22 protein-coding genes are annotated in these 20,928 nt (G+C 40.3%); 1 reads left to right on the top strand and 21 read right to left on the bottom strand.

Annotated elements, in window-relative coordinates; genetic code table 11:
• The first annotated feature begins 62 nt into the window (after positions 1-62).
• Positions 63-1,694 carry an SUMF1/EgtB/PvdO family nonheme iron enzyme gene (locus ATK78_RS09660; RefSeq protein WP_133575878.1) on the top strand — a complete coding sequence of 544 codons (1,632 nt, stop codon included), beginning with the start codon at positions 63-65 and terminating at the stop codon, positions 1,692-1,694.
• A gap of 89 nt (positions 1,695-1,783) precedes the next feature.
• On the opposite strand, the gene ATK78_RS09655 is transcribed toward ATK78_RS09660, so the two are convergent.
• From ATK78_RS09655 to ATK78_RS09555, 21 genes are all read right to left on the bottom strand, one after another.
• The gene (locus ATK78_RS09655; protein ID WP_133575877.1) at positions 1,784-2,281 is read right to left on the bottom strand and encodes an acetyl-CoA carboxylase biotin carboxyl carrier protein subunit; all 498 of its coding nucleotides are present in this window, start codon (positions 2,279-2,281) and stop codon (positions 1,784-1,786) included.
• Between the two features lie 2 nt (positions 2,282-2,283).
• On the bottom strand, positions 2,284-2,940 hold the full coding sequence (locus ATK78_RS09650; RefSeq protein WP_133575876.1) for a DUF4159 domain-containing protein: 657 nt from the start codon (positions 2,938-2,940) through the stop codon (positions 2,284-2,286).
• On the bottom strand, positions 2,937-3,641 hold the full coding sequence (locus tag ATK78_RS09645) for a 16S rRNA (uracil(1498)-N(3))-methyltransferase (RefSeq protein ID WP_133575875.1): 705 nt from the start codon (positions 3,639-3,641) through the stop codon (positions 2,937-2,939). The genes ATK78_RS09650 and ATK78_RS09645 overlap by 4 nt, the downstream gene beginning before the upstream one ends.
• Positions 3,642-3,652: 11 nt before the next feature.
• Entirely contained in the window at positions 3,653-4,969 is a 1,317-nt protein-coding gene (locus tag ATK78_RS09640) for a hemolysin family protein (protein ID WP_133575874.1), read from the bottom strand.
• Positions 4,970-5,524, bottom strand: a complete 555-nt coding sequence (locus ATK78_RS09635; RefSeq protein WP_133575873.1) for an inorganic diphosphatase — start codon at positions 5,522-5,524, stop codon at positions 4,970-4,972. It abuts the gene before it with no gap.
• A 1-nt stretch (position 5,525) separates the two neighbouring features.
• Positions 5,526-6,188: a DedA family protein gene (locus ATK78_RS09630; protein ID WP_133575872.1), complete on the bottom strand. Its 663-nt coding sequence runs from the start codon at positions 6,186-6,188 to the stop codon at positions 5,526-5,528.
• Positions 6,189-6,233: 45 nt separating this feature from the next.
• Positions 6,234-7,607 carry an NADH-quinone oxidoreductase subunit N gene (locus tag ATK78_RS09625; RefSeq protein WP_133575871.1) on the bottom strand — a complete coding sequence of 458 codons (1,374 nt, stop codon included), beginning with the start codon at positions 7,605-7,607 and terminating at the stop codon, positions 6,234-6,236.
• 4 nt (positions 7,608-7,611) lie between these two features.
• Positions 7,612-9,078: a complex I subunit 4 family protein gene (locus tag ATK78_RS09620; RefSeq protein WP_133575870.1), complete on the bottom strand. Its 1,467-nt coding sequence runs from the start codon at positions 9,076-9,078 to the stop codon at positions 7,612-7,614.
• A 21-nt stretch (positions 9,079-9,099) separates the two neighbouring features.
• Positions 9,100-10,992, bottom strand: a complete 1,893-nt coding sequence (gene nuoL / locus ATK78_RS09615; RefSeq protein ID WP_133576429.1) for an NADH-quinone oxidoreductase subunit L — start codon at positions 10,990-10,992, stop codon at positions 9,100-9,102.
• A gap of 21 nt (positions 10,993-11,013) precedes the next feature.
• Complete coding sequence (nuoK, locus tag ATK78_RS09610; protein ID WP_133575869.1) at positions 11,014-11,343, bottom strand: NADH-quinone oxidoreductase subunit NuoK; 330 nt, start codon at positions 11,341-11,343, stop codon at positions 11,014-11,016.
• Positions 11,343-11,840: an NADH-quinone oxidoreductase subunit J family protein gene (locus tag ATK78_RS09605; RefSeq protein WP_133575868.1), complete on the bottom strand. Its 498-nt coding sequence runs from the start codon at positions 11,838-11,840 to the stop codon at positions 11,343-11,345. The genes nuoK and ATK78_RS09605 overlap by 1 nt, the downstream gene beginning before the upstream one ends.
• Positions 11,841-11,890: 50 nt before the next feature.
• The gene (locus ATK78_RS09600) at positions 11,891-12,391 is read right to left on the bottom strand and encodes a NuoI/complex I 23 kDa subunit family protein (RefSeq protein WP_133575867.1); all 501 of its coding nucleotides are present in this window, start codon (positions 12,389-12,391) and stop codon (positions 11,891-11,893) included.
• A 34-nt stretch (positions 12,392-12,425) separates the two neighbouring features.
• The gene (gene nuoH, locus ATK78_RS09595) at positions 12,426-13,463 is read right to left on the bottom strand and encodes an NADH-quinone oxidoreductase subunit NuoH (protein WP_133575866.1); all 1,038 of its coding nucleotides are present in this window, start codon (positions 13,461-13,463) and stop codon (positions 12,426-12,428) included.
• The gene (locus tag ATK78_RS09590; RefSeq protein WP_133575865.1) at positions 13,463-14,467 is read right to left on the bottom strand and encodes a 2Fe-2S iron-sulfur cluster-binding protein; all 1,005 of its coding nucleotides are present in this window, start codon (positions 14,465-14,467) and stop codon (positions 13,463-13,465) included. Before ATK78_RS09590 ends, nuoH begins: the two co-directional genes overlap by 1 nt.
• Positions 14,468-14,472: 5 nt before the next feature.
• Positions 14,473-15,840 (bottom strand): NADH-quinone oxidoreductase subunit NuoF, encoded by a 1,368-nt coding sequence (gene nuoF / locus ATK78_RS09585; protein ID WP_133575864.1) that lies wholly within the window; start codon positions 15,838-15,840, stop codon positions 14,473-14,475.
• Positions 15,840-16,352: an NADH-quinone oxidoreductase subunit NuoE family protein gene (locus ATK78_RS09580; protein ID WP_133575863.1), complete on the bottom strand. Its 513-nt coding sequence runs from the start codon at positions 16,350-16,352 to the stop codon at positions 15,840-15,842. The genes nuoF and ATK78_RS09580 overlap by 1 nt, the downstream gene beginning before the upstream one ends.
• A complete protein-coding gene (locus ATK78_RS09575) occupies positions 16,345-17,559 on the bottom strand; it encodes an NADH-quinone oxidoreductase subunit D (protein ID WP_133575862.1) in 1,215 nt (404 codons plus the stop codon). The genes ATK78_RS09580 and ATK78_RS09575 overlap by 8 nt, the downstream gene beginning before the upstream one ends.
• A 6-nt stretch (positions 17,560-17,565) precedes the next feature.
• On the bottom strand, positions 17,566-18,069 hold the full coding sequence (locus ATK78_RS09570; protein ID WP_133575861.1) for an NADH-quinone oxidoreductase subunit C: 504 nt from the start codon (positions 18,067-18,069) through the stop codon (positions 17,566-17,568).
• The gene (locus ATK78_RS09565; protein WP_133575860.1) at positions 18,069-18,611 is read right to left on the bottom strand and encodes an NADH-quinone oxidoreductase subunit B; all 543 of its coding nucleotides are present in this window, start codon (positions 18,609-18,611) and stop codon (positions 18,069-18,071) included. The genes ATK78_RS09570 and ATK78_RS09565 overlap by 1 nt, the downstream gene beginning before the upstream one ends.
• A 107-nt stretch (positions 18,612-18,718) precedes the next feature.
• Entirely contained in the window at positions 18,719-19,090 is a 372-nt protein-coding gene (locus tag ATK78_RS09560; protein ID WP_133575859.1) for an NADH-quinone oxidoreductase subunit A, read from the bottom strand.
• Positions 19,091-19,167: 77 nt separating this feature from the next.
• Positions 19,168-20,883, bottom strand: a complete 1,716-nt coding sequence (locus ATK78_RS09555; protein ID WP_133575858.1) for a tetratricopeptide repeat protein — start codon at positions 20,881-20,883, stop codon at positions 19,168-19,170.
• Positions 20,884-20,928 lie beyond the last annotated feature (45 nt).

Here is a 20,928-nt window from a genome sequence, read left to right as displayed (position 1 = left end):
GATGAAAATCATTGAGATATAACATATACAAATAATAGAATCTCATAAAAATTATGATACTGATGGAAAAAAAATACTTATACTCACTCTCGTCCCTGGTGATTATAGCATTCTTTAGCTCGTGTGCCCCTAAATCCGGAACATCAGATAAAACAGGATTAGCTTATAATAAAAAGGAAACTGGCGGCTTTACGGTAAATAACAGATTTAAACGCGGCCCTGGACCAGGACTGGTTGAAATTGAAGGTGGTGTTTTTGTTATGAGCGGCAGCGCGATTAATACGCCAGGCCAGGAATTGAGCAATTACAATCATAAAAGAGAAACTACCGTTTCTTCATTTTACATGGATGAAACCGAGGTTTCAAACACCAACTGGTTAGAGTACCTGAACTGGATCAGAACAAACTTCCCAACTGATTATGAATATTATTATAATGAGCTTCCGGATACACTAGTTTGGAGGAAACCGCTTTCTTATAATGAACCTTATGTTGACAATTACCTCAGACACCCTGCCTATCAGGACTATCCGGTTGTGGGTGTTACCTGGGAACAAGCCGCAAGATACTGCACATGGAGAACTGACCGGGTTAACGAGTCATTACTTCGTAATCAGGGGTATATGAAAAGCTTCCAGGAAGTTAATGGTGGTGGTAAAGGCAGAAAATCCGGGAGGGGTAGCGCAGCTGCTGGTACTGGTGCAGCTGCAGGTACTACTGGTACTGCGTCAACGGCCGGTACTACGGCAGAAGGACCTTTTAATACTGACCTTTATATAAATGGCCAGATTGATGATAAAGGTAAAAGAGCGATGCCAGACCTAAATCCATCTGCCACAGCAGCTGCTGCCAGTAAAAAGGGAGCTACAAGAAATGTAAGGCTTGAAGATGGTATCCTGAAACAACCTTACCGTTTGCCAACAGAAGCAGAATGGGAATATGCTGCATTAGGTTTAATTGGAAATACTCAATATGAAAATATTTCTGAGAATAAGATCTATCCATGGAACGGGCTGGGTTTAAGCTCCGCTAAAAAGAGCACAAGAGGCTTAATGCTTGCCAACTTTAAAAGAACTAAAGGAGATTATATGGGCGTAGGCGGATCCTTAAATGATAAAGGAAGCTTAACTGTTGATGTTAAATCATATACACCGAATGACTTTGGTTTGTACAACATGGCAGGAAATGTGAATGAATGGGTTGCTGATGTTTATCGTGCCAACACATTCGAAGCAGCAGATGCATTTAATCCATACCGCGGCAACTTTTACCAGGATAAGGAAATTGCAGATGCAGCTACCGGAAAACTTGCTAAAGATAAATACAACAGGCCAGTGCTGATTGCTGCAGTAGCAGCCAAGAAACAAACCTGGGCTGAAAAACAGGCCGCTGCAGCTAAACCTGCAGATTCTGTTACTCAGAACAGCTATGCAGATCAACGAGGATATCGTGACCCTGCAAATGATCTTTATGGCGAAATTACCCTGGTTACGAATAAGTCGAGAGTATATAAAGGCGGATCATGGGATGACCAGGCCATCTGGCTTAATCCGGCAACACGCAGGTTCCTATCACAGGATGAAGCTACCGCAGATATAGGATTCAGATGTGCCATGACCATGCTTGGTGCACCAGAGATCAGATCAGCAGGTAAACCACAGTTTAAACAAACTGCAAGATCATCACGCAGATAATCAAGATACATTGTTTTAAAATAAAAAAGGGAGCAGTTGATGCTCCCTTTTTTGTTGATTCTATTTTCTTAATTATCGAATTTTCTCTGTTATACGAACTGAATTAACAACTCGTTCTTCTCTACTTTATCTCCTTTACTGATCCCGATCTTTTTAATGGTCCCACTCGTTGGCGACTTAATAATGTTCTCCATTTTCATAGCTTCCAGCACCAATAGATTATCTCCCTGATTTACTTCATCTCCTTCACTAACAAGTACACCAATTACCAGGCCGGGCATGGGTGCTTTAATCTCTTTAATTTTATTACTCTTTATGTTGTCCAATCCAAGCTGCTTTAGCAGTAAATCGTATTGATCTTCAATAACGATGGTATAGGCGTTACCATTTACCTTAATCACACTGGTCTTTTCATCCCTGTTTTCTGAAACCAATTCTATATTATAAGACTTATGATTATAAATCACATGGGTATGGCCATTAGGCAGATCACGGGAGTCAAGGGCAATGACCGAATCATTTACCTTGATTCCATTGGTATCGACATCCAGTTCAAAAACATAGGTTTCATTTACTTTGACCTTCATCACTATTGTGTTAATGCATACTGAATTAAATTTGCGCCCATTTTAAGCGCGTTTAACCTCTTTTCAGGAGTATCTTCAGGGTAAGTGCCTAAATCCTCCCAGCCATTTCCTAAATCGCATTCAAAGGTATAATAGCACACCATTCTTCCCTCCCACATCAGTGCCAAACCTTGCGGGCGTTTTCCATCGTGTTCATGGATCTTGGGCAAACCGTTAGGAAACTTAAATTTTTGGTTATACAGGGTATGATTTGCTGGTAATTCTACAAAGCTAAGTTCTGGAAATACCTTTTTCATTTCTGTACGGATAAACTTATCCAATCCATAATTATCATCAATGTGGAGAAAACCACCACCCATTAAATATTTACGGAGGTTGATTGCTTCCGCGCTGCTGAATACAACATTTCCGTGGCCGGTTAAGTAAGCAACAGGATAATTAAACAGTTCGGCACTGCCAACTTCAACGGTAGCTTCCTGAGCGGCAAAATTTGTACGGATATTTTTATTACAAAACTCGATCAGGTTTGGGAGTGCGGTTCTGTTTGCATACCAATCACCACCCCCATTATATTTAAGCTTCGCCATTTTATAGGTAGGTGCCTTAAAACCAAAATGGAGCAGGATTAACCCGGCGAACAAAAAGATTCTTAATTTCATCTGTTTAAGTAATTCACTTCAAAACAAGCAGCAAGGGCAGCAGTCTCGGTCCTTAGTCGTGTATTACCTAAAGTTAAGGGTTTATAGCCACATTGCAAAGCCAATTTAATCTCTTCCGGCGTAAAGTCACCTTCAGGGCCAATTAATATGGTATATGTCTGATGTGGACTGGCTAGATCTGAAATGAATTGTCTTGGCTGATCATCGATACAATGGGCGATCATTTTATTGGAGCTATTGCTGAGTTTAAGAAAATCAGCCAGATTGATCTGCGGGTTAATAACCGGATGATAGGCTTGTAAAGATTGTTTAACTGCAGCCGTGATCACTTTATTTAACCGCTCGTCTTTAACAACCCTTCGTTCAGAACGGTCACAAATAACCGGGGTAATTTCTTCTATTCCAATTTCCGTTGCCTTTTCAAGAAACCATTCCAAACGGTCGATGTTCTTGGTAGGCGCCACAGCAATATGAAGCGAGTGGTTTCTTTTTTGATATTCATGCGTGGCTTTGATTACTTTCAGGCCTACATTTTTTTTGTTCTCGGCAACGATCTCGGCTTCATAGAGTCCGCCTCTGCCATCAATCAGATGAACGCGGGCACCGGTACCAAGTCTTAAAACCCGGATGCAATGCTTACTTTCTTCTTCATTTAAGACATAATCATTTGAATTGATGTCCGGAGTATAAAAAACATGCATTGCACGGCGAATTAGTGATTATCTACCATATCACTTTTCGCAATAACCAGCTCAAGCTTAATGGTTTCAATATTTTGTTCTGTTTTCTTTAAGATGGTAAATAGATAGCCATAGCATTCTTCACTGTCACCTACCTCAGGTATCTTACCAAAAGCGTGGGAAACCAGTCCGCCAACTGTATCAAAATCTTCATCTTCCGGCAAGTCGTGCGGTAGATGCTCATTTACATCGTAAACGGTAGCATAGGCATTAATGATAAATTCTGTTTCAGAGATCTTTTCGACCGTTGGTTTCTCTTCATCGTACTCATCCTGGATCTCACCAACAATCTCTTCTACGATATCTTCCAGTGTAACCATTCCGGCAGTACCGCCAAATTCATCAATCACGATTGCAATCTGAATGCGTTTCTGTTGAAGTTCGCTAAGCAGATCGTTGATCTTCTTTGTTTCAGGAACGAAATAAGGCTTTCTGATGATGTCAGTTAGTGCCCACTCCTTTTCACCCGCCAATAATGGCAGAATGTCTTTAGCGTGAACAATACCGATGATCTTGTCAATAATATCATCATATACCGGCAATCTGGAATATCCTTCACCAATGATGATATCGATCACTTCTTTTTTTGGAGTAGACAACTCAATTCCCGAGATCTTAGTCCGGGGAACCATGATATTTTTAACTACACGCTCATTAAAGTCGAAAACGTTTTTAATCAGCTCATGTTCATTTGTATCCAATGCGCCACTTTCCTTACCCTGATCTAACAGGTAATACAACTCTTCTGTACTGTGAACTGATTCATGGCCGCCAATTGTAGAGATTCCAAAAAGTTTTAGGATCACATTGGCAAATCCGTTAAGAACCCAGATGAATGGTCTGAATACCAAATAGAAACCTTGTAAAGGGATTGCAATAAATAATGTAGTTGCTACCGGTCTTTGTATGGCTACAGATTTAGGGGCCAATTCACCAAAAACAATGTGCATTACGGTAATGAACAGAAATGCGATGATGGTAGAGATGGAAGTGATATAACTTTCAGGAAGGTTGAAGTTAATCAGCAGATCATGGACCAGGGTATGCATGACCGATTCACCTACCCAACCCAAGCCCAGTGAAGCAAGTGTAATACCCAGCTGCGTTGCAGCCAGGTATCCATCAAGATGCTGTGTAATGTATTTTGCAATATTAGCAACCCTACTTCCGGATTTCGCTTTAATTTCAATTTGCGAGGCTCTAACCTTTACAATTGCAAATTCTGCTGCTACGAAAAATCCGTTCAGCGCTACTAAGAAGAATGTTAAAAATATCTTAAAGCCTTCCATTTAAGAGTTATTATTTCTAAACTTTTGATCATAAAGAAGCATCGCCTCCTCAATTACTTTATGCGCATAACGTACACCTAATAAATGTTCAATCGTCACTTGTTTTTCTTCAAGGGCTTTATAGTCCTGGAAAAACTTAACAATTTCCTTCATGGTATGCGGAGGCAGTTCTGCGAGGTCGTTGATGTAATTAACAGACATATCATTTTTGGCAACTGCAATAATTTTGTCGTCCTGTTCACCATTATCTACCATATGCATTACACCAATAACTTTGGCTTCAATGATGGAGAGCGGGTAAACATCTACAGAACACAGTACCAGGATATCAAGAGGGTCATTATCATCACAATAAGTTTGTGGGATAAAGCCATAATTTGCCGGGTACATAACTGAAGAAAAAAGGACCCTGTCCAGTTTAATAAGATTTGAATCTTTGTCTATTTCGTATTTCGCTTTTGAACCTTTTGGGATCTCTATTATGGCATTAACGATTTCAGGAAGATTGTCGCCTGGTGAAACGCTGTGCCATGGGTGATGTTCGTATTTACTCATTTTATCTTTCAATGTTTGTTATATCTTCTTCACTATTCTTAACTACCCTTTTCTTTACAAATGTGATGGCTAAAGGGATCGAGGTCACTATAATAAACCCAATAATTATATATAATAAATAGTCGTTAATTTCCTTTTCAAATCTTTTACCGAGAAAATAGCCCAGCAAAGTTAAAGAAGCAATCCATAATAATGCGCCAACAACATTATAAAATGCAAATCTTTTGAAACTTAATTTTACTACACCAGCAAAAATCGGTGCAAAAGTCCGAACGATCGGCACAAATCTCCCCATAATTAATGCAAAAGCACCTTGTTTGTTATAATACTCCTCAGCGGCCTTCAAATAACGCTTTTTAAAAAAGAAGGAATCCTTTCGGTGGTATAATACAGGCCCCGTTTTACGCCCAAACCAATAGCCGGTAAAATTACCGCATATTGCTGAAAGGCAAAGGCCTAAGATCAGTACATATATGTTTACATCCAGTTTACCGGTGGCAACGAACATTCCTGCAAGAAACAGCAGATAATCTCCTGGCAAGAAAAACCCAAAGAATAACCCGGTCTCCGCAAAAATAACGAACATTACAACATAAAAACCACCTTCTTTAAGTAATTTTTCAGGGTCAATGAAGTGCTGTATTGATGTCCAGAAATCTTGCATATTTCAATTATTCGTAAAACTACAAATAATTATCAATAGAAATGATTATATCAAATTTAAAATTACCGCTGGGTATATACCCAGAAATAATGTGATAATCACAGATAAAACCAAAACTACTTTGTACTGTAAAGGCGTCTCTAAAACAACCTCATTGCCTTCTTTAAAATACATGGCAACAATCACTTTAAAGTAATAGTAAAAGCCAACCAATGCATTTAAAATAGCAAAACCTACCAGGTAGATCTGGTATTCCCACATCACATTCATGAACATCAGGTATTTACCAATAAAGCCTGCAGTTAAAGGAATCCCTGCCAGGGATAGCATTGCGATGGTTAATGCCAGGGCAGCTAAAGGATTACGTTTGGCCAATCCATTAAAACTATCAAAATGGTCGCTTCCTGTTTTTTGCTTAACCAGGATCAGCACTGCAAAAGCAATGATTGTCGCAAAGGTGTATGCTGCTGCATATACCAGCACATTACTTGATGAATGATCGGTTAGGGTAACCAGCGAAAATAACAGGTAACCAGCATGTGAGATACTTGAATAGGCAAGCATTCTCTTAAAATGTTTTTGGAACAAAGCAGTCACGTTACCGATGAACAGGGTTAAACAAACAATAACCATCAGCGGCGGTAACCAGAAATCGTGTGCGGCAGCAAATGTACCTGCAAATAAACGTAGAAATGCAGCAAAACCGGCTGTTTTAACAACGGTAGACATAAATGTGGTGATCAGCGTAGGTGATCCTTCATATACATCCGGTGTCCAGAAATGAAATGGTGCAGCACCAATTTTAAAACTCAAACCAATCATAACCAGGATAATCCCTGGATAAAGTAATGGGGAAACGGTCTGAAAATTATTAACCAAATAAGAATTAATCACGCCCAGATCAAAGGATCCTGTTGCGCCGTAAATCAGCGTAATACCAAATAAAAGGAATCCGGTAGAGAAAGCACCCATCAGGAAATATTTTAATGAGGCTTCATTGGACGCAAAGTCACTTTTACGAATTCCTGCCAGGATATATAAACTTACGGACATGATCTCCAGGCCTACAAACAACATAGACATATTTTGGTAAGAGACCATGATCACAATACCAGAAAGAGCAAATAAGATCAGCGTAAAGTATTCAGCAATATTGTCACTTTCTTTAGAAAAATAGTTTTGGGTAAGCAAAAAAATAAATAAAGTTCCTAAGATGGTAATTCCAGAAAATGCAAGGGCAAAGTTATCCATCTGCATCATTCCGTAATAACTCTGGTTAGTACCCCATGAGGTAACAACAAAGGCTAAGGAGGTAAGCAGACCGATAAGAGTAATGGGCAATAATGCTTTTTTTGCCTTAAACAAACCTGCATAAAGCACCACTAAAGCTGTAACAGTAATAGTTATAATGATATTCATTTGCTTAGTTTACCGAAGTTAATTTTTGTGTTACTTGTTCTATTAAATGTTGTACCGATGCTTCAGACAATTGAAGTATTGGCTTAGGATAAACACCCAGTGCAATGATCAATGCACAAATGGCATAAAGGACAACTTTTTCTGAGCCCTTAATATCTGTGAAGCCAATGGTGAGTTCATTCGTTTTACCCAGCATGATGTTTTGGTACATTCTAAACATATATACTGCACCAAATATGATGGTTAAGCCCGCAAAAACAGCAACCCATACATTATATTGGTATACACCCATTAATAACAGGAACTCTCCTATAAACCCATTTGTACCTGGCAGGGCTACCGTTCCCAACACAATGATCAGAAAAACGATGGCAAGCTTTGGGGCTTGTTTGGCAATACCGCCAAGTTCAGAGATCCGGTTGGTTTTTAGCCGGCTTGAGATAATATCAAGCACAAAGAACAAGCCTACCACATTGATACCGTGGCTCAGCATTTGAACCATAGCGCCCTGCATCCCTTGTGTATTCAAAGCAAAGATCCCTGCGCTGATCAATCCAACGTGGGCAATTGATGAATAGGCTACCAGGCGTTTGGCATCCTTTTGGGTAAATGCAATTAAAGAGGCATATACAATTCCGATCACCGAAAGTATAATTGCAGTATTTCCCCATTCCTGTACACCAAAAGGAACAATGGGTAATAACCAGCGGATTACCCCATAGATACCCATTTTAAGCATAATGCCTGAAAGCAGCATTGTACCTGGAGCAGGCGCTTCAGTATACGTATCTGGTTGCCAGGTATGGAACGGAAATATTGGCATTTTTATCGCAAATGCGATGAAGAAAGACCAGAAGATCCAGGTTTGTTGTGACGAATCCAGTGTTAGGTTATACAGGGCCTGGATCTCAAAATTCTTAGCAGGATTTTGAAGATACAGGTAAATAATGCCTAAAAGCATAAATAAAGATCCGGCAATGGTATACACAAAGAACTTCATGTTTACTTTAATGCGGTCTTTCCCTCCCCATATGGCACAAATAAAATAAATAGGGATCAATGCCGCTTCCCATCCAATATAGAATAAGAACGCATCCATTGCAGTAAATACAACTAATAGTCCGCACTGCATGAATAAGATCAATGCAAAAAAAGCATTCGGGCTTTTATAACCATGCTGATAAGCGGCGAGTATGATCAACGGAACCAATACATTGGTTAGCAATATGGTGATCATGCTAATTCCATCAACACCTGCATGGAAATTGACGCCAAGCTGCTGGATCCATGGATAACTAACCGCAAACTGCGTACTGGCATCCGGCGTGAAATTACAGACCATCACTAGTGCTAGTGCCAGAGAAACCATTGCCGAAATTAAAGCAACGTGTTTGGCTGCATTTCCTGAAAATGCAGTAACCAGGGCGCCAACCAATGGTAGAAATATAAGAAGTAGTAAAAGTTGTTCCATTATCTTTTCTTGAACGATCTTTTATAGAGATAAATAAGTATACAATAACAATGAGATGATCCCTGCCACCATCATAAAAATATAAAATCCAACATTACCGGATTGCAGTAAACGCAATCCCTTACTGGATTCTGAAGTACCCCAGCCTATGCCATTAACAATACCATCTACAATCTTTTTATCTACAATCCTGTAGAAGAACACAGAAATGGCATCAAGGGGTTTTCTGATTAGTGTATCGTAGATCTCATCAAAGTAAAACTTGTTGTAAGACAAGTTTGCGATGACAGACCGCTTTGCTTCATCAGGTACGGGTACATGACTTTGCTTCACATATTTAACATAGGCAATGGCGATAGCGATCAAAACACCAACTACAGAAACGGCCATCAAAATATACTCTGTGGCATGATCCGGACTCTCGGCCGTATGTTTGATTACTGGAGAAAGCCAATGAGAAAGCCAATGGTTACCGCCCAATACCTCTGGTATACCTATAATACCACCCACCGCAGATAATACAGCAAGCACAATTAAAGGAATAGTCATTGATTTTGGAGATTCATGAATTTTCTCTTCTGCATGGTGTGTTCCGCGATATTTACCCGAAAAGGTAAGAAATAGCATTCTGAACATATAAAATGCAGTTAAGAAAGCGCCAAATACGGCAATACCCCACATTACTTTATCGTGCAGGTATACATGAGCCAAAATCTCATCCTTAGAAAAGAAACCAGAAAATGGAGGTAAACCAGCAATAGCGATGGTACCAATTAACATGGTTATGAAAGTTACAGGTAATTTTTTACGTAAACCACCCATGTGTCTCATATCCTGTTCATGATGTAACGCATGGATCACCGATCCTGCACACAGGAACAATAAGGCCTTAAAGAATGCGTGGGTAATTACGTGGAAGAAAGCGCCATTGTAAGCACCAACCCCAAGACCTAAGAACATATAGCCCAGCTGAGATACCGTTGAATAAGCCAATACCTTTTTAATATCTGTTTGTGTCAATGCAATAATTGCGGCAACAATTGCAGTAGCCAGGCCAACGATTGCAATGATGTGCTGGATCATGGGAGCCAGGTCGAACAACAGGTTTGATCGTGCAATCATATATATCCCAGCCGTTACCATCGTTGCTGCGTGGATCAGTGCAGAAACCGGTGTTGGTCCGGCCATCGCATCAGGCAGCCAGGTAAATAAAGGAAGCTGTGCAGATTTACCGCAGGCGCCTATAAACAACAGCAATGCGATCAATGCAATAGTACCATCACCAGGCAGCATGTTTGCGGCCTGAGGAAATATTTTAGAGAACTCAACACTACCAAAAGTTGTAAAGATGAAGAACACACCCAACAGGAAGCCCAAATCACCAATACGGTTCATGACAAAAGCCTTTTTCGCTGCAGCAGCATAGCTGCTGTTGGTATACCAAAACCCGATCAGTAAATAAGAGCATAACCCTACACCTTCCCATCCAATGAACATCACAATATAATTGGAACCAAGAACAAGAAGCAGCATGAAAAAGATAAACAGGTTCAGGTAGCTGAAGAACTTACCAAAGCCCTCATCGCTGTGCATGTAACCAATTGAATAAATATGGATCAGGAAACCGACCCCGGTAATGATCAGCAGCATGATTGCACTTAATGGATCTACCAGGAAGGAAAGCGGGATATGTAAAGACCCGGCACTAATCCAGTCAAACAAAAATACCTCATGAGATTTATTGACATCGGCACCAAGTGCTAAAAAGATACCAATGCTAATTGCAAACGAAATGAATATGACACTGCTTCCTATAAAACCGATCAGGCCTTTTGAGAATGTGTTTCTTCCCAATCCATTGATTATAAAACCGATCAGGGGAATTAACGGAACCAGCCAAACTAAATCTATTATCATCTTATAAATTATACTTAATTACCACTTAAGGCGATTCAACACATTAATATCTGTAGACTGCGTATTTCTGTAAACCATTACAATAATACTTAAGCCTACGGCTACCTCAGCAGCAGCCAATGCCATTATAAAAAATACGAACACTTGTCCGGATGGATCGTTATTGTGTACAGAAAACGCCGTTAACAATAAGTTTACCGCATTTAGCATCAACTCCACCGACATGAAGATCACAATCGCATTTCTACGTGTTAAAACACCAACAACACCGATAGTGAAAATAATAGCACTTAACCAGATGTAGTGATTAAGCGGTACCCCTTGTAGTTCATGAGTAAGGTTGCCCATTATACTTTTTCTTTTTTAGTTAACAATACGGCTCCTACCATTGCAGTAAGCAGCAAAATAGACGACAACTCAAATGGCAGCATGAACGGTCCGAATAACTCTTTACCTAAGTTTTTTAACAGACCAAGATTTGGGTTGGTTAAAACCACAGGGTCTGAAACAGACGTTGCCTTTAATGAACCCATGATGGTTACAATCAGACAGCACCCGGCTATTACCCCTACTATCTTTACCAGATTAGACTTCAATGGCTCATTCTCTTTATTCAGGTTGAGCAGCATCAGCACGAAGAGAAACAATACCATGATTGCCCCCATGTAAACGATAAAGTTTACAACGGCTAAAAACTGGGCGTTCAAAAGAATGTAATGAACTGTAAAAGTAAAGAAGGTAACAATAAGGTAAAGCACACTGTGCACCGGGTTCTTTGAAAAGATAACCATCAGTGAAAAGAATACGCTTAATGCTGCTACAAAATAGAATACCGATGTACCCATTTATTTATGTTTAAACTGTTTATATTAAGGCCTTGCAGCCATTGTACTAATTATTTATTTACCAATGGCTGTTCAACCAATTTATCCTTACCGTAGATAAAGTCTTTACGAAGGTAATCTGAAGGTACAATAGGGCCATCCAGATAGATGGCTTCTTTTGGACAGGCTTCTTCGCACAGACCACAAAAGATGCAGCGCAGCATGTTAATTTCATACACAGCAGCATATTTTTCTTCACGATACAACGCTTTCTCTTCAGTTTTGCGTTCGGCAGCGATCATGGTGATTGCCTCGGCAGGACAAGACAGGGCACACAGACCGCATGCGGTACAGCGCTCTCTGCCTTCTTCATCTCTTTTAAGAGAGTGCATCCCTCTAAAATTAGTAGAAAACTCCCGTTGCTCTTCCGGGTATCTTATGGTTGCCTCTTTTTTAAATAAGTGGCTTATTGTAATAGACAGGCCCTTGGCAATAGCAGGCAGGTACATGCGCTCTGCAAATGTAAGTGGCTTTTGTTCTAATACTTTCTTTTTACTGGTTAATGGTTCCATTAAACCTCCTTATATAAACCGCAAATGCGGATGATTAAAATTTCTCAATAATTGCAATCACAATACCTGTGATGATAATATTCGCTATGGCCAGCGGGATTAAACCTTTCCAGCCCAAATGCATCAACTGATCATAACGGAAACGTGGAATGGTCCAGCGTACCCACATGAAGAAGAATATAAATGTAAATATCTTCATAAAGAACACCACCGTTCCAATTAATGGACCTATAACCGGACCGGCATGTACAAGTACCCAATCCATTCCCGGATAGTTATAACCACCAAAGTATAAGGTTGCCATTACTGCAGAAGAAACAAACATGTTGATGTATTCTGCAAACAGGTAAAAACCAAGTTTCATGGAAGAGTATTCTGTATGATAACCACCAATAAGCTCAGTTTCACACTCCGGAAGATCAAATGGTGCACGGTTCGTTTCAGCAAAAGAGCAAACAATAAAGATAATGAAGCCAAGCGGCTGATAAAGCACATTCCAGTGCCAGCCATGCTGCTGCTCTACAATCTCTTTCAGGCTCATGGTATTGGTTACCAGCAATAAAGCAATGATAGATAAGCCCATTGCAATTTCATAGCTGATATTTTGTGATGCCGCACGAATAGCACTTAATAAGGAATACTTATTGTTTGATGCCCATCCACCGATCATTACACCATAAACACCAAGAGAAACCACCCCAAAAATATAAAGGATCCCAACGTTGATATCGGCAACCTGTAAGGGGACGATACGGTCGCCAATGGTAATGGCACTACCCCATGGAATCACTGCAGTACCAATACATGCGGTAAGCATGGCCAGGCCAGGTCCAACCATAAACAGCCATTTGCTGGAATTGGTAGGAATGATCTCTTCTTTCATGAACATCTTTAAACCATCAGCCAATGGCTGAAGCATACCAAAAGGGCCTGCACGGTCTGGTCCAAGCCTGTCTTGTAAAAAAGCAGCAACTTTACGCTCTGCATAAGTAGAATACATCGCAATCACTAAGCTAATGGCGAAGATGATGGTTACGAGTATAAATTTTTCTATTACAAACGTTATATCCATTAGAATTTAGCTGTTTTTTCTAGTTCAACCTGATTGGCCTGCTGCAATTTCTGGTTGTTTTGAATAACCGGCAGCGGCATTAGGGTTTCGTAATGGTTAGAAGCAATTACAGAAGCATCGCTGATGTGTGTAGGATGCTCAATGGTCCAGTCGGCAGTTTTTTTCTTATCAAAGCGACAAGTATTGCAGATAAACTCTTCTACTTCACCATAAATATCTTTACGGGCAGTAACACGTAAAACATCTTCACCTTTATACCATAGCGTTACCTTACCACTGCAGGTTGGGCAATCACGGTGGGCATCAATTGGTTTGGTAAACCATACCCGGTTTCTAAACCTGAATGTTCTATCGGTTAACGCACCAACCGGACAAACGTCAATTACGTTTCCAGAAAAGTCATTGTCAACTGCGGTTTGGATATAGGTAGAAATTTCCGAATGATCTCCGCGGTTTAGTATTCCGTGAACACGTTTATTGGTGATCTGATCGGCAGTAAATACACAACGGTAGCACAAAATGCACCTGTTCATATGTAACTGGATCTTATCGCCTATATCAATACGTTCAAACGTTCTGCGTTCAAACTCATATCTTGTTTTTTGAAGGCCATGTTCATACCCAAGGTTTTGAAGATCGCATTCACCAGCCTGGTCACATACCGGACAATCCAGCGGATGGTTGATCAGCAGCATTTCTACAACGCCGCTGCGTGCTTCAATTACTTCAGGGGAAGTAATGTTCTGAACTTCCATCCCATCCATCACCGTGGTACGGCAAGACGCCACCAGCTTAGGCATTGGACGCGGATCTTTTTCAGAGCCCTTACTTACCTTAACGATGCAGGTACGGCATTTTCCGCCACTGCCTTCTAATTTAGAATAATAGCACATTGCAGGAGGCACAATATCGCCGCCTATCTGCCTTGCGGCATTTAGAATGCTTGTACCGGGTTCTACTTCTACTGTTATCCCGTCTATGGTTACCTTAACTTTATCACTCATGATTGTTAATTTCCTGTCGTAACTTCTGCTTTAGCAATCGGTTCAGCATAATTAGCCAAACCATAATTTGTATCTAAACTTTTAACCGGCTCTTTAACATGCCACTCAAATTCATCTCTAAAATGGCGTATAGCACTTGCAACCGGCCATGCCGCAGCATCGCCCAGCGGACAAATGGTATTTCCTTCAATTTTTTTAGAAACATCAACCAATAAGTCGATATCACTCATTTTACCGTGGCCATATTCCAGTCTGTGCAATACTTTTTCCATCCATCCTGTTCCTTCACGACATGGAGAACACTGACCACAGCTTTCATGGTGATAAAAACGGGCAAAGTTCCAGGTATTGCGAACAATACACTGGTCTTCATCAAACGCAATGAAACCACCAGATCCCATCATCGTTCCGGTAGCAAAGCCACCTTCAGATAAAGATTCATAACTCATCAAGCGAGGCTCGCCATTGGCAAGCTTCAAGGTTAGATTTGCTGGCAATACGGGAACAGAAGATCCGCCGGCTACGGTAGCCTTTAACCTTTTACCATTCGCAATACCACCACAATATTCATCAGAATAGATAAATTCTTCAACAGGCAGACCCAGTTCAATTTCATAAACCCCTGGTCTGACTAAATTACCAGAAGCTGAGATCAGCTTGGTTCCGGTACTGCGCCCAATCCCAACTTTTGCATATTCATCTCCGCCATCGTTAATAATTGGAACAACAGCTGCAATAGACTCTACATTATTTACTACAGTTGGACAGCCATATAAACCAGCAATAGCTGGAAAAGGAGGTTTGATCCGCGGATTACCACGTTTACCTTCCAGTGATTCCAATAGCGCAGTTTCTTCACCGCAGATATAAGCACCACCACCTGGTTGTACATATAGTTCCAGGTCATAACCTGAACCTAAAATATTTTTTCCAAGAAAACCGGCATTTTTTGCTTCGGCAATGGCGCGTTCCAGAATACGGATCTGCGGCATCATCTCCCCTCTCACATAAATGTAAGAGGTATTTGCACCGAGGGCAAAGCTGGCAACGATCATTCCTTCAATCAGCGCATGGGGAATATGCGTCATCAGGTAACGGTCTTTAAATGTACCCGGCTCAGATTCATCCGCATTGCATACCAGGTAACGTGCTACGCCCTCTGGTTTTGCAAGAAAGCTCCATTTCATCCCCGTAGGGAATCCTGCACCACCACGGCCGCGTAATCCGGACTTTTTAACTTCCTCAACCACTTCATCAGGACTTAGGGTTTTTAAAGCCTTTTCCACAGCGCGGTACCCGCCTTTTTGGCGATAGACATCCAGTGTATGGATCCCGGGTACGTTTATATGTTCTAATAAGAGTTTACGGGCCATTATTTCTTGCGTAAGTCTTGAATCAATTCGTCAACCTTTTGTGCATCAAGGTTTTCGTAAAATGTATATTCCGGGCCAATTTGAAGCACCGGACCATAACCACAAGCAGCAAGGCACTCTACACCTCTCCAGCTAAATAAGCCATCAGGTGTAACTTCACCTTCTTTAACCCCAAGGCTTTGCTCAATGTGGTTCATAATTTTTTCTGCGCCTACCAAACAACAAGGTCCGGTTCTGCAAACTTCCAGAACGTATTTACCCTGAGGTCTTAAAAAGTACATGCTGTAAAAGGAAGCCACCTCATATACCTCAATTGGCAATATGTCTAAATGTGCAGCAACCTTATCCATTGCTGAAGTGCTTAACCAGCCCAGTTCCGCCTGCGTTTCATGAAGCATCGGTAATAAGGCAGATTTATGTTTACCCTGAGGGTATCTGCTAATTATTTCATCAAACTTTTCAATTAAAGCTGCTGAAAATTCTACAGGTTGTTGTTCTTCTACTTTAAGCATCTAACTCTCCCGCAATAATGTTCATGCTGCTCATGTTAATAATGGCATCTGACAGCAGCATACCTTTACTCATCGGCGCGAACATCTGGTAATTAATAAAACTAGGTCTTCTAAAATGCAAACGATATGGTGTTCTTCCCCCATCATTGATCAGGTAAAAACCAAGCTCTCCGTTACCACCCTCAACCGCGTGATACACTTCAGCTTTAGGGGCATCAATTTCACCCATCACAATTTTAAAGTGATAGATCAATGCTTCCATATTGTTATAAACTTCTTCTTTAGCAGGCAAATAAAAATCAGGAACATCGGCATGGAAAATTCCTGCAGGCTCCAGCTTTATTTTCTCTAAAGCTTGTTCAATAATACTTATACTCTGCCACATTTCTTCGTTACGAACCAGGTAGCGATCGTAAATGTCACCACTGGTACCAACAGGCACTTCAAAATCAAAGTCCTCATAAGAAGAATAGGGCTCACTTACACGAACATCATAATCAACTCCGGTTGAACGCAGCAAAGGGCCAGTCCAGCCGTAATCCAATGCTTGTTCTGCAGTTACTTCCGCTACCTTTGCCGTACGGTCAATAAAGATCCGGTTCCGGTTAAGCAAGCTTTCAAATTCTCTTAAAGCTACCGGGAATTCTTCTAAGAACTTATTGATCTTTGCAAATGCGATCTCATTGAAATCTCTTTCAAAGCCGCCAATACGGCCAATATTAGTTGTTAGCCTGGCACCGCAAATTTCTTCATAGATCTCATAAATATGTTCCCTAAACTGGAAAAGATATAAGAAAGTAGTGGTAGCGCCTGTATCCTGGGCAATGATCGTATTGCAAATGATGTGATCAGAGATCCTGGCCAGCTCCATAATCACCACCCTTAAATAATCAACGCGCTTAGGCATCTTAATATTCAGCAGTTTTTCTACGGTCATGTGCCAGCCCATATTATTGATTGGCGATGAGCAGTAGTTTAAACGATCTGTTAAAGGGGTGATCTGATAAAATGGGCGATGTTCTGCAATTTTTTCAAATGCACGGTGAATGTATCCGATCGTTGAAACACCGCTAACAATGCGTTCGCCGTCCAGCTGGATTACGTTCTGAAAAACTCCATGTGTGGCAGGGTGAGTTGGTCCTAAATTAAGGGTTACCAATTCATTCTGCGGGTCATTATCTGTATATACCGGTTGATTGTGATTCATTTGTTCTTATCTACCAAAGTATTCGTCTTTTTTATCTACTCTATTTGGATCCTCCAGCGGATATTGCTTCAACATGGGATGAACACCAAGATCATCCATATTTAATATCCTTCTCAGATCCGGGTGGCCCTCAAACTTTACCCCGAAAAAATCATAGGTTTCGCGTTCCATCCAGTTTGCCGCATTCCAAAGTGTCGTTGCGGTAGGAATTTCAGGATGGTGTTCATCTATAAATACTTTAACACGTACCCTGATCTTTTTTACCATGCTGTGCAAGTGATAAACAACGGCAATGCCCTGTTTTTTTCCTGGATAATGTACCGCGGTGATATCGGTCAGAAAATTGAAGGAAGCAAGTTCATTTTGTTTTAAGAAGGCTAAAACAGCAATGATTACATCTTTATGCGTTTCGAAGGTTAGCAAACCATAAGGTTCATTAACACCCATAATTTTTTCACCAAACTTTTCAGTGAGTGCCTGGATCAGATCGTGGTTTGTTACTTCTGCCATTATAGTATTCCGTATGAAGCCAACATTTCTTTATACTGATCAGAATCCCGTCTTCTTCCGGATTCGTTTCTAACCAGCTCCTGGATCTTCCCAAAGCCATCTAAAATAGCTTCAGGCCTTGGAGGGCATCCCGGAACATAAACATCAACAGGAATGATCTCATCGATCCCCTGAAGAACAGAATATGTATCAAATATACCACCGCTTGATGCACAGGCACCAACAGCGATCACCCAGCGGGGCTCGGCCATTTGCAAATAAACTTGTTTTAAAACGGGGCTCATTTTTTTTGCGATCGTTCCCATAACCATCAAAAGATCTGCCTGACGGGGAGAAAAGCTCAAACGTTCAGAACCAAAACGACCAAAGTCATAATGAGAACCCATGGTTGCCATAAATTCAATTCCGCAGCAGGAAGTTGCAAATGGCAAAGGCCATAATGAATGTGAACGGGCTAAACCAATAACCTTATCTAAGGAGGTAGCAAAAAACCCAGACCCTTCAATGCCTGGAGGCGCGTCTACTATATTGATGTCACTCATGATACAAAAACAAAAAAGGCTCATTCCTATAAAGAATGAACCACAAATTTACAATTTTTAGAAGCAAATTGACTAAGCCAACTGCATTTAGAAACGATCTAAATAATTTAATCCCAGTCTAAAGCTTTCTTTTTCAGTACATAGATAAAACCCAGTAATAAGGTGCCCATAAAGATGAACATCTCTATCATTCCATTCATTCCAAGTTCTCTGAAATTTACGGCCCAGGGGTACATAAAGATCACTTCCACATCGAATAAAACAAAGAGAATAGCTACAAGAAAATATTTAATAGAGAAAGGCTGGCGGGCATTTCCAACTACTTTAACTCCAGCTTCAAACGTTGACAATTTATCTGCCGTTTTACGCTTAGGCCCTAAAAAGTGGGTAGCAATTAAGGTAACTACAACAAAACCTAAGGCAACAACTATTTGAAAAATAATTGGTAAAAAATCTACTGGTACACTTTGCGTTTCCATTTGAATTTATTTATGGGACAAAAATAACAGAAAAAGGCAGGATATCAACCCTGCCTTTTCTTTTATTTGATATTTTACTACTTCTTACCTGCAGCTCTCGCTGGAGCAGCGGTTAAAGATTTAATTCCTTCTAATGCATTAGCACTGTTTGGATCAATCGCTAAAGCTTTATCCCAAAACAACTTTGCTTTTACTTTATCGTTTTTAGAGAATGCAAAACCTGCTATTGAGTTATAAGCCTCAACCATATTCTTTTTTATAGCGGCGGTTTGTTTCTCTGCCGGGTATACCGAAGCTGAGTCTGCATATTGTTGATAAAATGGAACAGCTAATCCTTGAGGATCGGTATCACTATCTTTAAAATAATTGATCCTTGCTCTCCACAAATAGGCATCAATTGTACTAGGAGATAATTGAGCTAATTTTGCAAAAGCTGAATCTGCCTTTACTAAAATATCTTTAGACGGATTCAATTTCGCATTATATGCTTTACCGTAATAAAAATATGAGGCCGTTCCATAGTAGTAATAGTTATATAAGGATCCTTTACCTGCCGGGTTAATACGGTTAACAATTTCATAAGTTGAAATCGCTTTAGGGTAGTCTTTTGCCTCGAAGTAAGATTTAGCAATATCAGCTAAAGCTTCAACATTGGTAGAATCCATTTCAACAGATTTTATAACGTTTTTCAACGCAGAACTATCTTGTGCCTGAAGCTGAGCTCTACCTAAATATAAATAATCTGCCGCTTGAATACGGGAAGTGTCTTTTACTTTCGCAAAGAAATCTTTCATGTATTGTAAGCTTTGAGGATAGTTCTTGTTCTCATAGGCTGAATAACCACGTAATCTCAAAACTACCAGGTTTTTCGGATCATTAGGGTTAATTGTTGCCAACTCAGACGTTTCTTGCTCCAGCCCTTTAAAATCACGTGCATAAAACAAGAATTGTGCATAACGAAGTCTTGAATCGTAGGATTTATCAGTCAGGTCAAGATATTTTTTGTAGTTCGTTAATGCATCTGCAGCTTTTGCATCAAAATTCTGTGGTTCCTGATTTGCCCATTGCATATAAAGCTCAGCTAACTCACGGTAAGCAGGTCCATAGTTAGGATCAGCAGCAACTACTGGTTTTAATTCAGCCTCTGCATCAGTAAAAGCTCTTGATTCCTTATACATTCTACCAATTTGAACGGTAGAGCGATATAAAGCAGAGTTGATACTTAAAGCCCTCATGTAATTTTGAAGTGCTTCAGAATTCTTTTTCTGCAATGCATAATAATCACCTAAAGCTACAAATGTTTCAGGCTCTTTGTCATTGGCATCAAGCTCTTCTGCTTTTTGCAGGTTTGGCAGTGCAGCAGCAAAATCTGGTTTATCTGTAGAGAGATAAGCTTTACCAATGTATAGGTAAGGTGTAAAATCTTTACGAGAAGCAACTTCAATAGCTTTATCAAAATTAGTTTTAGCAGAAGCTGCGTTGTTACTGATCAGATCTGCCTGACCTAGTCCTACATAATTCAATGCATTTTTTGGATCAGCAGTAATACCTTGCGTAAAGGCAGCCCTTGCAGAATCTAAATAATCTCTTCTTAAATAAACATCGCCTAAACTAAAGTAATTTTCACCTTTACTGGCTTGTGATTTTACCAATGCTTTAAGCATGGTAGTCGCTTTCTGGTACTGTTCGGCATCTATAGCCTTCTTTGCATCTGCTAGACTTTGAGCAAAAGAGGCAGAACCCATCACTACTAAACCTAAACTTAAGGTTATTGCTTTCTTTGTCATTTTCATGGTTCTTCTATTTTAATTTTAATTGTAATGAAGCTTGCGCAGCAG

The organism is Pedobacter metabolipauper, from assembly GCF_004362715.1.
In the GTDB taxonomy this organism is placed as follows: Bacteria; Bacteroidota; Bacteroidia; order Sphingobacteriales; family Sphingobacteriaceae; genus Pedobacter; species Pedobacter metabolipauper.
Note: the sequence above shows the minus strand (reverse complement) of the source record. Positions and strands in the feature narration are given on the sequence as shown.

What these genes read in the sequence shown, in the direction of transcription:
- ATK78_RS09575 (WP_133575862.1), bottom strand. Translation starts at nt 17,559, where the DNA reads ATGAATCACAATCAACCGGTATATACAGATAATGACCCGCAGAATGAA.
- ATK78_RS09600 (WP_133575867.1), bottom strand. Translation starts at nt 12,391, where the DNA reads ATGGAACCATTAACCAGTAAAAAGAAAGTATTAGAACAAAAGCCACTT.
- ATK78_RS09580 (WP_133575863.1), bottom strand. Translation starts at nt 16,352, where the DNA reads ATGCTTAAAGTAGAAGAACAACAACCTGTAGAATTTTCAGCAGCTTTA.
- ATK78_RS09560 (WP_133575859.1), bottom strand. Translation starts at nt 19,090, where the DNA reads ATGGAAACGCAAAGTGTACCAGTAGATTTTTTACCAATTATTTTTCAA.
- ATK78_RS09605 (WP_133575868.1), bottom strand. Translation starts at nt 11,840, where the DNA reads ATGGGTACATCGGTATTCTATTTTGTAGCAGCATTAAGCGTATTCTTT.
- nuoF (WP_133575864.1), bottom strand. Translation starts at nt 15,840, where the DNA reads ATGGCCCGTAAACTCTTATTAGAACATATAAACGTACCCGGGATCCAT.
- ATK78_RS09645 (WP_133575875.1), bottom strand. Translation starts at nt 3,641, where the DNA reads ATGCATGTTTTTTATACTCCGGACATCAATTCAAATGATTATGTCTTA.
- ATK78_RS09620 (WP_133575870.1), bottom strand. Translation starts at nt 9,078, where the DNA reads ATGGAACAACTTTTACTACTTCTTATATTTCTACCATTGGTTGGCGCC.
- nuoK (WP_133575869.1), bottom strand. Translation starts at nt 11,343, where the DNA reads ATGGGCAACCTTACTCATGAACTACAAGGGGTACCGCTTAATCACTAC.
- ATK78_RS09565 (WP_133575860.1), bottom strand. Translation starts at nt 18,611, where the DNA reads ATGAGTGACATCAATATAGTAGACGCGCCTCCAGGCATTGAAGGGTCT.
- nuoH (WP_133575866.1), bottom strand. Translation starts at nt 13,463, where the DNA reads ATGGATATAACGTTTGTAATAGAAAAATTTATACTCGTAACCATCATC.
- ATK78_RS09635 (WP_133575873.1), bottom strand. Translation starts at nt 5,524, where the DNA reads ATGAGTAAATACGAACATCACCCATGGCACAGCGTTTCACCAGGCGAC.
- ATK78_RS09655 (WP_133575877.1), bottom strand. Translation starts at nt 2,281, where the DNA reads ATGAAGGTCAAAGTAAATGAAACCTATGTTTTTGAACTGGATGTCGAT.
- ATK78_RS09650 (WP_133575876.1), bottom strand. Translation starts at nt 2,940, where the DNA reads ATGAAATTAAGAATCTTTTTGTTCGCCGGGTTAATCCTGCTCCATTTT.
- ATK78_RS09590 (WP_133575865.1), bottom strand. Translation starts at nt 14,467, where the DNA reads ATGAGTGATAAAGTTAAGGTAACCATAGACGGGATAACAGTAGAAGTA.
- ATK78_RS09570 (WP_133575861.1), bottom strand. Translation starts at nt 18,069, where the DNA reads ATGGCAGAAGTAACAAACCACGATCTGATCCAGGCACTCACTGAAAAG.
- ATK78_RS09630 (WP_133575872.1), bottom strand. Translation starts at nt 6,188, where the DNA reads ATGCAAGATTTCTGGACATCAATACAGCACTTCATTGACCCTGAAAAA.
- ATK78_RS09625 (WP_133575871.1), bottom strand. Translation starts at nt 7,607, where the DNA reads ATGAATATCATTATAACTATTACTGTTACAGCTTTAGTGGTGCTTTAT.
- ATK78_RS09660 (WP_133575878.1), top strand. Translation starts at nt 63, where the DNA reads ATGGAAAAAAAATACTTATACTCACTCTCGTCCCTGGTGATTATAGCA.
- ATK78_RS09555 (WP_133575858.1), bottom strand. Translation starts at nt 20,883, where the DNA reads ATGAAAATGACAAAGAAAGCAATAACCTTAAGTTTAGGTTTAGTAGTG.
- ATK78_RS09640 (WP_133575874.1), bottom strand. Translation starts at nt 4,969, where the DNA reads ATGGAAGGCTTTAAGATATTTTTAACATTCTTCTTAGTAGCGCTGAAC.